The organism is Mucilaginibacter sp. OK283 (genome assembly GCF_900110415.1).
In the GTDB taxonomy this organism is placed as follows: domain Bacteria; phylum Bacteroidota; class Bacteroidia; order Sphingobacteriales; family Sphingobacteriaceae; genus Mucilaginibacter.
The window spans coordinates 66,148-79,410 of the sequence record NZ_FODR01000013.1 but is presented as its reverse complement, the minus strand read 5'-3'; the positions used below and the strand labels follow the sequence as shown (position 1 = coordinate 79,410).

General features: G+C 41.6%; 14 protein-coding genes. 8 read left to right on the top strand and 6 right to left on the bottom strand.

Translation table 11 applies throughout. The features are described from left to right. Positions 1 to 237: 237 nt before the first annotated feature. From BMX56_RS30275 to BMX56_RS24420, 4 genes are all read left to right on the top strand, one after another. A complete protein-coding gene (locus BMX56_RS30275; RefSeq protein WP_090652326.1) occupies positions 238 to 471 on the top strand; it encodes a hypothetical protein in 234 nt (77 codons plus the stop codon). Between the two features lie 91 nt (positions 472 to 562). Continuing rightward, positions 563 to 3,016, top strand: a complete 2,454-nt coding sequence (locus tag BMX56_RS24430; RefSeq protein ID WP_090652325.1) for a DUF5686 and carboxypeptidase regulatory-like domain-containing protein — start codon at positions 563 to 565, stop codon at positions 3,014 to 3,016. Positions 3,017 to 3,125: 109 nt separating this feature from the next. After that, complete coding sequence (gene dapA, locus BMX56_RS24425; RefSeq protein ID WP_090652324.1) at positions 3,126 to 4,004, top strand: 4-hydroxy-tetrahydrodipicolinate synthase; 879 nt, start codon at positions 3,126 to 3,128, stop codon at positions 4,002 to 4,004. 102 nt (positions 4,005 to 4,106) lie between these two features. Next, complete coding sequence (locus tag BMX56_RS24420) at positions 4,107 to 4,904, top strand: Fic family protein (protein WP_090652323.1); 798 nt, start codon at positions 4,107 to 4,109, stop codon at positions 4,902 to 4,904. A gap of 69 nt (positions 4,905 to 4,973) precedes the next feature. On the opposite strand, the gene BMX56_RS24415 is transcribed toward BMX56_RS24420, so the two are convergent. Beyond that, positions 4,974 to 5,153, bottom strand: a complete 180-nt coding sequence (locus BMX56_RS24415) for a histone H1 (protein ID WP_090652322.1) — start codon at positions 5,151 to 5,153, stop codon at positions 4,974 to 4,976. A gap of 686 nt (positions 5,154 to 5,839) precedes the next feature. Here BMX56_RS24415 and BMX56_RS24405 point away from each other — a divergent pair. From BMX56_RS24405 to BMX56_RS24395, 3 genes are all read left to right on the top strand, one after another. Next, complete coding sequence (locus tag BMX56_RS24405; RefSeq protein WP_090652320.1) at positions 5,840 to 6,421, top strand: Crp/Fnr family transcriptional regulator; 582 nt, start codon at positions 5,840 to 5,842, stop codon at positions 6,419 to 6,421. 206 nt (positions 6,422 to 6,627) lie between these two features. Beyond that, the gene (locus tag BMX56_RS24400; protein WP_090652319.1) at positions 6,628 to 7,044 is read left to right on the top strand and encodes an ABA4-like family protein; all 417 of its coding nucleotides are present in this window, start codon (positions 6,628 to 6,630) and stop codon (positions 7,042 to 7,044) included. Next, positions 7,041 to 7,805, top strand: a complete 765-nt coding sequence (locus tag BMX56_RS24395; RefSeq protein WP_090652318.1) for a hypothetical protein — start codon at positions 7,041 to 7,043, stop codon at positions 7,803 to 7,805. The genes BMX56_RS24400 and BMX56_RS24395 overlap by 4 nt, the downstream gene beginning before the upstream one ends. 216 nt (positions 7,806 to 8,021) lie before the next feature. Here BMX56_RS24395 and BMX56_RS24390 read toward each other — a convergent pair whose 3' ends face one another. From BMX56_RS24390 to BMX56_RS24375, 4 genes are read right to left on the bottom strand one after another with little or no spacing between them, the layout of a single operon-like run. Next, a complete protein-coding gene (locus BMX56_RS24390; RefSeq protein ID WP_090652317.1) occupies positions 8,022 to 8,663 on the bottom strand; it encodes a response regulator transcription factor in 642 nt (213 codons plus the stop codon). A gap of 3 nt (positions 8,664 to 8,666) precedes the next feature. Next, entirely contained in the window at positions 8,667 to 9,452 is a 786-nt protein-coding gene (locus tag BMX56_RS24385; protein ID WP_090652316.1) for a sensor histidine kinase, read from the bottom strand. Continuing rightward, positions 9,413 to 10,078: a hypothetical protein gene (locus tag BMX56_RS24380; RefSeq protein ID WP_143065522.1), complete on the bottom strand. Its 666-nt coding sequence runs from the start codon at positions 10,076 to 10,078 to the stop codon at positions 9,413 to 9,415. The genes BMX56_RS24385 and BMX56_RS24380 overlap by 40 nt, the downstream gene beginning before the upstream one ends. 15 nt (positions 10,079 to 10,093) lie before the next feature. Then, entirely contained in the window at positions 10,094 to 10,981 is an 888-nt protein-coding gene (locus tag BMX56_RS24375) for a hypothetical protein (RefSeq protein ID WP_090652314.1), read from the bottom strand. Between the two features lie 206 nt (positions 10,982 to 11,187). Between BMX56_RS24375 and BMX56_RS24370 the strand changes: the two genes are divergently transcribed. After that, the gene (locus BMX56_RS24370) at positions 11,188 to 11,592 is read left to right on the top strand and encodes a hypothetical protein (RefSeq protein ID WP_090652313.1); all 405 of its coding nucleotides are present in this window, start codon (positions 11,188 to 11,190) and stop codon (positions 11,590 to 11,592) included. A gap of 123 nt (positions 11,593 to 11,715) precedes the next feature. Here BMX56_RS24370 and BMX56_RS24365 read toward each other — a convergent pair whose 3' ends face one another. Beyond that, positions 11,716 to 13,155, bottom strand: coding sequence for a glycoside hydrolase family 125 protein (locus tag BMX56_RS24365; RefSeq protein WP_090652312.1), 1,440 nt, complete (start codon positions 13,153 to 13,155; stop codon positions 11,716 to 11,718). Positions 13,156 to 13,263: the final 108 nt, after the last annotated feature.

Here is a 13,263-nt window from a genome sequence, read left to right as displayed (position 1 = left end):
CCGCCCGTTCTTCAAAAAGGACGGGCGTTTTATTTGGATGGTATTTACTGCTTGTATAAAAAGCCAAAGGCTTACTTTTAGGCCAAATCGGAGAGGAGACGACAGCAATTTTTGCTATAATAATGACTTAAAATGCTTTTTTTGATTGAGTCAAAAACCGGACAGTAATATTTACGTAAGTTTATAAAGTTATTTGCCTAATACTATGTTTATAATTACAGCAAAAAAAATCCGGTTATGAAAGGTTTCATACAAATTCAGGCAAACATTTTTGTTGAGCCTTGTAAAGATTGTGGTGCAAGGCCAGTTATTGAGCAGAAAAAGGGGACATTTATAATCAGGTGCCCCAAACACGATAATCATTACCAAACCAAACCGGGATTAGTTGACATAGCGGATTGGAACCTTAAAAACAAGGTTCACAATTCATTAGGCACTAAGGATGTTAACCCTTCGAAGGAGGCTTCCTGAAATTACGTCGTTATACATATTTCACATAATTTAACAATTAACTGTTGTAACATTTAGTAAATAAGCTACATCTTAGTGTAAACTAAACTAAATGAAATTAAGCTTACTGTTAATACTGTTTTTCGGTTTAAGTGTCCATGTATTTTCACAACAGTTTAGTATTATCAGCGGTAAAATTACCGACGAGCATAACCACCCCATTCCGTTTGCTTCCGTATATGTAAAAAATACTACTAAAGGGGTCTCGGCTAATAGCGAGGGTGTGTATTCCCTGCAGTTAGCACCCGGTAATTATGAGCTGCAATTTAAAGCTGTTGGTTATACACAACAAATTAAACAGATAAACCTTAACCAAAACCAGGTGATTAACATCAGCCTGAAAACAGAAACATACCAGCTTAAAGATATTACCATACGCGCAGGAGGCGAAGACCCCGCCTACGCCATTATCCGTAAGGCCATCAAAAAACGTAAAACCTATTTAAACGAGGTGAAAGCCTATACCTGCGATATTTATATAAAAGGTTTGCAAAAATTGCTGGCTGCGCCTAAAAAGTTTATGGGTTTTGATGTACAAAAAGCCACCACCGAGGCCGGGCTTGATTCCAGTCGCACAGGCATCGTTTACTTGTCGGAGTCCGAATCGAAATACAGCTTTATGCAGCCCGATCTGGTGCACGAGGTGCAGGTATCCTCAAAGGTATCGGGCTATAACCGGGCCTTCAGCTTTAACCGTGCTTCAGATATGCTGGTGAACTTTTACCAGAATTTTGAAAGCTGGAAACGCCTGAGCAACCGCCCGCTGGTATCGCCCATTGCCGAAAATGCCCTGTTTTATTATAACTATAAACTGATAGGGATGACCATTGAGAACGGCGAAACCATCAACAAAATACAAGTAACACCCAAACGCGGTTATGATCCTTGTTTTGAAGGATATATTTATATTTTGGACGATAGCTGGCGTATTGCCGCGCTACAACTTTTTATTACCAAAAAAGCCAATATCAACTACGTAGATACGCTGAAGATAAGCCAGCAGTTTTATCCCGTTGATGCCCGAACCTGGATGCCCGCCACTATTAAGTTTGAATTTACAGGTGGTGTTTTTGGCTTTAAGCTGGGTGGATATTTTATAAGTGTATATAAAAACTACAACCTGGCCCCTGTGCTCAACAAAAAGGATTTTGCCGAACGCATTAACATTACCAAAGGGCACGATAAAGATTCGGTTTACTGGGCACAGGAGCGGCCCATCCCGCTTACTGATGAAGAGAAGAAAGATTACCAAGTAAAAGGAAAACTGGCTGTCAAACGGGAATCAAAACTATACCTTGATTCATTGGATAAGGCCAATAACACCTTTAAATTAAGCAACCTGTTGCTCACGGGTATTGATACCCGTAACCGTTACAAAAAAGAATCTTTTCATTATAGCAGCGTACTCAACTCGGTTTTATACAATACTGTTGAAGGTTTGGCCATCAACTACGGGGTAGGGTTTACTAAGATGATTGATACGGTTGATAGCCGCTTTATAGCTGTAAACGCTCGGGTGCGCTACGGCTTTGGTAACCACTTGTTTGGCGGAGTTGCTGGTGTCTCCGTCCCTGTAAAACAGATGACGTTGAGTTTTAACGCCGGATCAGACGTTACCGACCTTAATAACCTGCAGCCTTTATCAGCATTTGTAAATTCGGTTTATACGCTTTTCAGGCGGGAGAATTTCCAGAAACTTTACCAAAAACAATTTGCATCGGCATCACTTACCGGCCGTATCAGCGGTGGCTGGCAGGCAAGTGCCAATGTAGAATGGGCCAACCGTAAATGGCTGCCCAATACAACCGATTATAGCTTTTTTAATAAAAATAACCGGCAGTTTACTTCAAACAACCCGCTGTTACCAACACAGGATGTACCTTTATTCCCCCAAAATCAATCTTTTAAAATAAGCGCCCGCACCAGTTATGATTTTAGCAATAGGTATGAAACGTATCCGTTCGGCCGCCGTTATCTACCCTCAAAGTATCCAACAATCGGAATTAACTATACAAAAGGCATAGGTGGTGTGCTGGGCAGCGATGTAGATTACGACCAGCTAAGCGCCGACATTTCTAAATCGGATATCGACCTTGGATTCTACGGCCAAACGTCGTTTTTTATTGGCGCCGGTAAGTTTATCAACGCAAATAAAATATACTTTCCCGATTACAAACACTTTGATGGCGACCAAACCCACGTGTACAAACCATCGCTCAACCGCTTTTTGTTGTTAAATTATTACAACTTTAGCACAGCCAATAAATACCTTGAAGGCCATCTGGAACATAACTTTTCGGGTTTTATAACCAATAAGATCCCCGTTTTAAGAAACCTGAAGTTACAGGAGATCATCAACGTAAACTATCTCTCGACCCCAACGCTTAAAAATTATACCGAACTGGGCTTCGGCATGCAGCGTGGCCTGGTACGCGTAATGTACGGCCGCAGCTATAATACGGGTAGTAATATTAGGAATGCGTTAAGGGTGGGGATATCTTTATAGTTTTGAGTGGTGAGTTTTGAGTTCGGATTTACGGAATAATAAAAAACTCACCACTGATTGCCCACTACTCAAAACTAACTCCCTATATTAGCATCCTTTAATTTAACTCATGAATATATTTTACGGAACAGGGGTAGCCATGGTGACCCCTTTTCAGGCGGATGGTCAAGTTGACTACGACGGGTTGAGCAACCTGATTGAACATTTGATTGATGGCGGGGTGGAATACCTGGTATCATTAGGTACAACCGGCGAAAGTGCCACATTAAGCGAGGCTGAGCGAAAGCAGGTTTGGGCCTTCACCGCTGAAGCAGTAAATAAGCGCGTGGGTTTGGTTGCCGGCATTGGCGGCAACAATACACACGAAGTTGTTGAGCAAGTAAAATCATTTAACACTGCCGGTTACGATGCTATTTTATCATCAAGCCCGCATTACAATAAACCAACGCAGGAAGGTATTTACCAGCACTATAAGGCAATAGCTCAAAATACGCAACTGCCCATTATTTTGTATAACGTACCCAGCCGTACGGGCAGTACCATTAGTGCCGCTACAACCGTACGCCTTGCAAACGATTTTAAAAATATAATCGGCATTAAAGAAGCATCGGGTAATTTTGATTTGTTTAACCAGCTGATGAGGGATAAGCCCGAAGGGTTCTTATTTATATCGGGTGATGATCCGGTTACGTTGCCTATGATGGCTTTAGGCGCTGTGGGCGTTATATCGGTAATTGGTAACGCCCTGCCCCGCCAGCTGTCAGATATGGTGCGCCTGCTGCTTAATAACGATTATAAAGGCGCCCACAAGGCCCATTATAGCCTGATAGAATTTACCCGCTTAATGTTTGCCGATGGCAGCCCCGCCGGTGTAAAAACGGCGTTAAAAGAATTAGGCATTTGCGGCGATGCTGTAAGGTTACCGCTGGTGCAAGTGGGTAGCGCTACCGCCGAAGCGATAGTTAAGGAAACGAAAGCTTTAGCGTAAAATAACTAAACTAATTTAGCAAAAAAGCCATATCAGTTTTGATGTGGCTTTTTTGTTGGGATGTAGTTAATAACAATTTATACCTATTTTAGTATCTATAAAATGGATTGTGTTAAACTCATAGCAAAATATAATGATCTTGGTATAGCCGGGGTGATAGATCATGACAGGTTTAACCTCATCGCTATCGATCACCACTCTACCCGCATTGAAGGATCAACCCTCACCGAGATAGAAACGCAGGTGCTTATTAACGAGGGCCGCACACCTAATGGTAAACCTTTGCAGGAAAGCCTCATGGTAACCGATCATCATGCCGCGCTTTTATTTACCATTGAAAACGCAAAAGCAAAAAATAAACTTTCGGTAAGCCTTTTGCAACAGATAAACGCGTTGATAATGAAAAACACCGGAAAGGTATATAATACCATGCTGGGTACCGTCGATTCGGCAACCGGGGTATTTCGTAAAGGGAACGTTACCGCCGGCGTTTCTTATTTTCCGAATTTTGATAAGGTGGAAAGGCTAACCGGCGATTTGGTGGCGAAACTAAATGACCAGATGGACAAGCCCCTATCTGTGGCGGGGCAATTGAACCTTTCTTTTGATGCCCATTTTAACCTGGTAAGCATCCATCCTTATTATGACGGCAACGGGCGCACCTCGCGTTTGTTAATGAATTACATTCAGGCTTATTATAATTTGCCTCTGGCTATAGTACAAAGCGAAAACAAGGCGGCTTATATTCAAGCCCTGGTTGATACCCGTGAGCAAGAGGATATTCAGGTCTTTCGCAATTTTATGAACAGTGAATATGCATCGCTGCTTGGTAAAGAGATTGAAAAGTTTGAGGAGATGAAGAAGCCATCAAAGAGCGGCGGGTTTACTTTTCTTTTCTGAATAAAAAACCCGGCTATTGATTGTAACCGGGTTTTTATCAGGGGAATAAGATTGATCAAAAAATCTGCCTTAGCTTTCTTTGTTTTTCGCCTCCTGAACCTCAAGGCGGATTGCCTGTGCCAGGTTTTTAAGATCTTGCATGCCTTTGCGAACACGGGTTCCGGCAGCGCTGTTTCCTTTGTTGTAGAATTTGTCGGCGTCAGCCTCTAAAGAAGCTACAAGCTCCTTTACTTCAGTGAATTTTTTCATTTAATTACTCCTTTTAAATTATGAGGTCTATTGTTTTTAATTAAAGCTAAGCTATAAGGTTTTTTTTTAATTAAAAATTTTTAAAGTCGAAAAATAGTGCCTTTACAGTGGTTTTTTTCCACATTTTGAAGTTAGGGCGGATATTTAGCGCTAATTATATAGTATGAAAACCGGTATTCTATCTATATATATCCTGGCTATACCTGGCTGATAAATTAAATATTTTAATAATATATATTTTTAATATTATTAAAGTCGAATTTTTGTATCAATTCGGTATATTATTGCGTTTTTCTGTGTTTATTATTTAAAACCATTAAATGTATGCGATGTTTGCGAAGTTATCGATCTGCAGTTTGAGCAATCGCATTTAAAATTTCACAGTCAAATGATGTAGTACTATTCCCGTTAGGGCAAATAATAGTATCCTATTTAAGGCATTAGTGCAAAGATCGCGAATGCGCCAACAAAAACCGATAAAATGCCAGGTGCCTTCGGCCTAAATAGATCTCGTTCAACACCATCAAGTGAACAGCAATACCTGTTGGGTGCTTTTTTTACAGCAAGCCAGTGGTTTTGTATTTCGTTACCGCTGCCTTCGGATCCAATAGCCATTTCAATTATTCATGTATATTTGACTAAACAGTTTTTTATTAAAATTTGGCTGCCGGCAAGCAGGTTTTACCATGTACGAAATCATTACCAAATCATTACGCGCGCTGGTTGATTTTACCGACGAGGAGCTTTTTTTATTTATGCAAAGGCTTAAACCGTTAAGCTTAAAAAAGTATGCTTTTTACTTGAAACAGGGCCAGGTTTGCAAAAGTATGGTAATTGTATTCAAAGGCGGGTTACGATATTTTTCGCGCAGCGAGAAGGGCGATAACACTTTAGGCTTTGCATTTGAGGGCGAGTGGATTGGCGATTATGAAAGCTTTTTATTGCAAACCCCATCGCCTGATTTTATTGAAGCCCTGGAAGATTGTGAACTGTTTACCCTAAGCTATGCCGACATGCAGGCGCTGTATAATCATAGCCAGCGCTTTGAACGGTTTGGCCGCATCATAGCCGAAAGACTGTTTATTGACACCGCCAGAAACAACCGGAATTTAAAACTACAATCAGCGGAAGACAGGTATCTCGACCTGCTTACTAAACAGTCCCATATATTTGAAAGGTTGCCCCAGCATTTAATTGCCTCGTACCTGGGCATTCAGCCGCAAAGTCTTAGCCGCATCAGAGCCAGGCTGGCAAACGCTAAAAGTTAACTTAGGTTAATAAACCAGCTTCTTTTTTTAACCCCATATCATTTTTGGACTAAGCTATTAGCCCCAGTTTTGTGCTGTTCATTATAAAGCTTAATGCGGAAGGCACAAAGCTTAAAGCGTTTTAGTTTTAGCTTGATCAAGTTTAACGTGCTGAAGGTTAATTAGCAGGCTTTTAAACAAAATAACACTACAAAATCAAAAATAATATGAATCCGGCACAGGTTTTTTCTATCGTTAACGCTATGGCAGCTTTGCAGTGGCTTTTGTTAATTGTAATGCCAAAATGGAAAGTTACGCAGTGGTTGGTCAACCACGCTGCTGTCCCCTTATTGCTTTCGGTAATTTACTGCATTTATATTGCAGGCTGTTTTAGCATTAACGGCGGTGGTTTTGGGTCGATACAGGAAGTCCGCACCCTCTTTGGTAATGATAACCTGTTACTGGCGGGCTGGGTCCATTACCTCGCTTTTGATTTACTGGTCGGCTTTTCCATCATTAAATCGGCGCAGGCCTCGGCAGTTTCGCATTGGCTGGTTATCCCCTGCCTGGCGCTCACCTTTATGTTTGGCCCTTGCGGCTATTTACTTTATCAAATCATCAACAAAATCAAATCATCCAAATGAAAAGCTTATTGGCCCGTATAAAAACGATCAGTCCCGTTCTTTACTATTGCGCCTTGGCGCATTTAGCCTTATTTATGGTGATGCTCATCATCGCGCAATTTGATCATCGACAGCTGATGGGCATTAACTTGTGGACAAAGCCCATCAAATTTGCTATCTCCATCGCCATATATTGCCTAACATGGCCTCTGCTACTGCAATACCTGCCTTATGAACGGCTCAATAACCGCTTTGCCAATTTTACGGTGTTCGCTATGGGTTTTGAGATGCTGGCCATAGCCACACAGGCCGCAAGGGGGCAGCTATCGCATTATAACACTTCGGGTGCTTATAACGCGTTGGTATTTAGCGCGATGGGGATAGTGATAGTATCGCAAACCCTGTTTGCCTTATACATGGGCATAAAGTTTTTTAAGGTGAAGGCGGTACAATTAACACCCGCTTTGCTGTGGGCTATTCGCCTGGGTATAATTATGGCGTGCATCTTCGCACTTGAAGGCGGTGTAATGGCATCGCGCCTGGCGCACACGGTGGGCGCTGCCGATGGCGGCCCCGGCCTGCCGCTTTTTAACTGGAGCCGTATAGCCGGCGATTTACGGATAGCACACTTTATGGGCCTGCATGCCCTGCAAATTGTACCGCTGTTTGCTGTTTTCAGCGGGGTAAAAAGTGCCAGGCCGGCGGTTGTTTTTGCCTTAATTTATTTTGTGCTGGTTTCACTGTTGTTTTATAACGCCATGCTGGGGAGGTCGCTATTTTGATCGGGACAATGTAAATTTAGTCCTAAGCCGGAAGCCTGGAGTATTAAGTCAGAAAAGTACAAAGCTGTCTTAACGATCAGCTCGTGGATCGCATGGATTCAGCTTTCAGTTGAGCTAAGCCGGAGGCATAAACCAGATAATTCCCAAAAGTTGTGCTGCGCTAACCTGGCAGGATTTGAGAGTTAAGTTGATATCCGAATAACTTTGGTTGCTTTACTAAAATTCAAATATCTTATTTTGAATAGCATACAGTACCAGGCCGGTGCGGGATTTTAAATTGAGTTTTTGAAAAAGCGATTCCCGGTAATTATCAATAGTTCGGGGGCTTACAAACATTTTGTCGGCTATCTCTTTGTAGGTTAACTCAGAACAGGCTAATCTCAAAAATTCAAGTTCGTTTTTTGTTAATGAAATTCCTGTTTCTTTGTGGGCAACCGAGCGCATCAACTTACCCGAAACCATCTCGTTAATGTAAACACCTTTGGTGTAAATGGCTTTAATGGCTTCTAAAAGCTCTCTTGGTTTCGATTCTTTTAGTATATAGCCCCTTGCACCGTATTTAATCATTTTAATAACGGCATCATCATCTTCAAACATACTGAGGGCCAAAACCTTTATTTGCGGATAGTTATCCCTTAACCACCGGGTGGCCTCGTGCCCGTCAACAACGGGCATGTTAATGTCCATCAGTATTAAATGCGGCAATGTTTTGTTTTTTAACATTTGTTGCATTTGCAGGCAGCTTTCGGCCTCAAAAATAATTTTTATCTCTTTGAACTCGCCCATAAGGGCAGCTACGCCGTTCCTGAAAAGGGTATGGTCGTCAACAATAGCTATCTGTATCTGTTCGGTTTCCATGGTTTAAGGATAAGGTATAAAAATATCGGTACATGTACCCTCGCCGGGGGTTGAGCTGATAACTGCTTTACCGCCAATGATGCCTGCCCTTTTGTGAATGTTTAGTAAACCCATTCCTTTTTGTTTTACTGAAGGCGAATCGGTATAAAAACCTGTACCATTATCTGTTATTTGCAACCGCAGATTGTTTTCCAGGTAGATTAATTTAATAGCTATTTGAGTGGCATGTGCATGTTTGATGGTATTATTTAGTGTTTCCTGCAAAATCCGGAAAATAATCAGGTCTTTATTTTTATCGCCTGTTTCCGGTTCCCCGCCCTCAATAGTATAAACCACCTTGTAATTGCCCGATTTTTCGATCCAGTTAATGGCATGCCCTATGGCTTCGTTTAAGCCCTGTGCCATTAGCTGATCGCCCTGTAACAATTTGCCCAGCAACCGCATTTCTTTGATCGACTTTTTGGTAAGGTCAAGGGCAGCATCTATTTTATGTTGGGACTGCGCCAAATCCGGCTCCTCTATCGAACCAAGGGTAAGCGAGGTTAGCCCCAATAGCTGCCCAATGTTGTCATGCAAATCGGCGCCGATGGTTTGCATTGTTTGCTCCTGCATTTCTAACTGGGCTTTAGCCATTTCGGCTTCAAATGTCAGTTTCATTTGTGCTTTTTCTTCCTGGTCTTTTTTTTTGCGCTTGTTATAAACCGAAATGTAAATGACGATGAATACCGGCGCCATCGAAAAAACGAGGGTTAAAAAGATGACAAGGTTTTTGACTTCGTAGCCCGACATAATCTGCAATAAAATGAATAAGCCCAGGATGTGTATAATAGAAAGTTAAGCCCCTTGTAAATATAACTAAATGAACTGTCGGGTATTTTAATGATATCGGTTAATGCAGGATAGAAAACATCACAGGCAATATCACCAAAATAATACAAAAGCACACCGGTTACCCACCAAAAATCAGCCGAATATCTTAAATTGACGTATAATTCATCCTTTAGCAAATGGTAGTAATAAATTAAACTGTAAAATATAAAAATTACCGCGATGGCTGTATTGGTGTAATTATTTCTGTGCATTATACCATGTAACCAAAACTCGTAGCAATAAATAACAGCTATAACAGCAAGCCCGGCTATAATCCAGGGCCTGCTGTTAAAATACCGGTTTAATATGATGGCAAATATGTACGAAATAAAGCCCGCCTCAAATATCAACAGAACATTGTAAACCCAACTGTTGGGTTGGTGCTGCTTTTTGATGTACAGCCCGGTAATTTCGGCAATGCATACCAACAACATATAAAGTATCATGCTTCTCCAGGCAAAGCCAGGCTCCCTTCGCAAGCAAATGAATGCTGTTAAAAAGCAAAGTAACTCAACAGTTGTGTTTAATGTGAAAGGGTTAAACATATATGAAAGCGTTAATTACGGTTGTGGTAAGCTAACTGTGGTACAATTAATTGGGCATTCTTCGCCATGGTCATCAGTGCCTTTAATAACTGGCTGGTCATTATAGCGTTCGTAATAATCCACATGCATGCCAGCTACATCTTTTGTAGTTGTAAAAACAAAAACGTTTCTTTTCTTTTTATTTTTTGCAAAGTAAATCCGGACGCCGTCTGCAGGAACGTGTTTCGCTTTAGCCGCTATAAGTTCTGCATCAAGAGAGTCAATTACCGAGATTGGAAACCACTCGTTAAGTGTGTTAATAGTTTTTTTCTTAAATCTCGACACTAAATCATAAGCTTCGGCGCACGAAATATGATTATTGTCTTTCTCGCTGTGGTCGCATTTCACGCATGGACATTTATACAAGTATAATTTCGCCGACAAGCTATCTTTTTTATCGTGCTCTTCCATGTATTCAGTGCCGTTATTATATTTATTAAGATTATTTAAATAGGCAAGCGTATGCTCATAATAATCCTGATGATCAGCCTTTGAAGGTGCATTAACATTGCTTCCTCCTTTTACTGTTGAAACAACTACTACAGTATTTTGTCCATTTTCTTTTTTCGCAAAGTAAATTCTGATTCCATCTATATTTACCGTCTCCTTCTCGTTATCGAGTAAAGCTTTTATTTTGCTTACCCAATTGTCACTGAACCAAACATTTGTTGCGGTGTCTGAACTCGTATTGTCGTCATAAAAATTTTCAACATAAGAGTTGGCTGTAGCAGTCGACAGCCCATCTAAGGTAATACCATTCGTTGGCAACACAAGGCTAATTGATTTATTGTTTTTTTTGATGACGAACAAATAAATTGCCACGCCAATTAAGGCAATGCAAATGGTTAAAATGATCTTTTTCATGATACGGGGGGATTTAGGATTTGTTTGTTAAATATATAAATTTTTCTCTCAACTAAGGTCTTGATACCAGGCTTGTTTTTAATTGTTGTTTTCGCGTTTTTAATACCGTAAAAATACCCTGCCCAAAAGGTATTATTTACGGTTTATAACTTTGATTCAGCTACCGAGATTTGACATATTCAATCACCATTAAAAATCTTAAAACGATGCTATTATTTAACGAAAAACACGAGCAGCTGAACGCTGATGCTGTAGCTGCCGACCTGGCCAACCTTGATGATGTTGCAACCCCTACCGACGACGAAGTTGAAGCCATATTACAGGATTATTATAAACAGGCTTTGCAGCTTGAAGGTGCCCGCCGTGGTTTTACGGCCTCATTTGCGGCCCCTGCTTTTCCGGGCATAGGAGACATACTGGATGCTATCCGTAAATTCATTTGTGGTATTTTAAATGAAGGCTCCACCACACAACAAATTATTGATGCCATACTACAGGCAATTGCTTCAGTTATCCCCGGTGGTATTATTATAAACCTTTTGGTTAAGCCTATTATAAAATACATCTTATCGACAGGTATTAAGGCTTTTTGCCAGGTAAAACCGGCTTAATATCAAAACAAGAAACCTAAACTTTATCGAGCCTGGTTAACGGCAGTTTGGCTGCAATACAGGAAAAAAAAGAAGCTGCCGCTTAAAAAGTGACAGCTTCTGCATTTTAATTTTATAGCTTTTTTAAAAAATCTTCTGTAACAAGTCAGGATGGTGAGCGTGCAGTTTCACAATTAGTTCGCCAAACAGGGTATTTGCCCAGGCAAACCACTTGCGGGTGAAATTGCTGGCATTGTCTTTATGGAAACCTTCGTGCATAAAACCTGTACCGGCATGGGTGTTTTTAAGCATGTGCAGGCAGCGGGTAATCTCTAATTTATCTGTCGAGGTAAGCGCGCGCATGGTGATAGCCATAGGCCATATAAAATCAATCCCTACGTGCGGGCCGCCAATGCCTTCGGCAACTTTGCCTTTAAAAAAGTAGGGGTTATCCAGGCTTAACACAAAACGGCGGGTGTTTTGATACAACGGATCGGTAACCGGCAACGAATCCAGGTAGGGCAGGGCCAGCAGGCTGGGTACATTGCTGTCGTCCATCAGCAACTGGTTGCCATAACCATCCACCTCGAAAGCCAATATTTTGCCATATTTTGGATGATTTACTACTGCGTATTTTTTTAACGCAGCATCTACTTCGGCGGCAAGGGCTTTGCATTCGGCGGCTGTTTTGGCATCCTTACCTATCATACTATACATTTCGGCCATTTGCCTTAAGCTGGTTACCGCAAAGTAATTTGAAGGGATAAGGAAAGGATAAATCGTGGCATCATCTGATGGGCGGAAGATACTGCAAATCAATCCAACCGGTTTTACCGGGTTGCCGTAACCCCTGTTTGGCGCGGTATCGCTGGCGGTTTCTGTTTTACGCTGAAAATGGTACGGGCCTTTGCCGTTTTTGCGTTGCTGTACCTTAAAGGTATCCAATATGGTTTTACCTGCTTTTTGCCAGGTTTCGTCAAAAAAGCCGGTATCACCGCTTATTTTCCAATAGTTATAAGCCAAACGTACAGGATAACAAAGGGAATCAATTTCCCATTTACGCTCGTGCAGTTCTGGTTTCATATCGGTAACATCGCTGTCCCATTCGCTGCCGGTTGGGCCTTCGTTAAAGGCGTTGGCATAAGGGTCAATCAGCACACATTTTGCCTGGCGGCTCAACACACCCTGGATCACTTTTTTAAGCGCCGGGTCGTTTTTTATCAGCGGCAGGTATGGCCAAACCTGTGCCGATGAATCGCGCATCCACATGGCAAAAATATCGCCGGTAATTACAAACGTATCGGGTTTGCCGTCTTTTTCTGAATAATTTACCGTGGTATCTAAAGTATTGGGGTAGCAGTTTTCAAAAAGCCAGGCTATTTCCGGGTCTTTAATATCTGCCTTAACTTTTTGAATGGTGGCCTCAACCGCTTTACTGGTAAACTTGCGGTCGGCCGGTTTGGGGCGATGGCTTTCAAAAACCGGTGCGGCTTTGCCCAGCCAGCTTGTTGCAGGCACAACGCCCAGGCCTAAGCCGGCGGTAGCCACACTGTTAATTTTAATAAAATGTCTCCTGGTAATCATAAGTAGTTTAAATGGTAGCTGTAAAAATATAAAAGTGTTTTACAATCCGAAAACAACGTGCTAAATTAATTTACCAGGGATATTATCGGGTAGTTAGTACCATGTGCC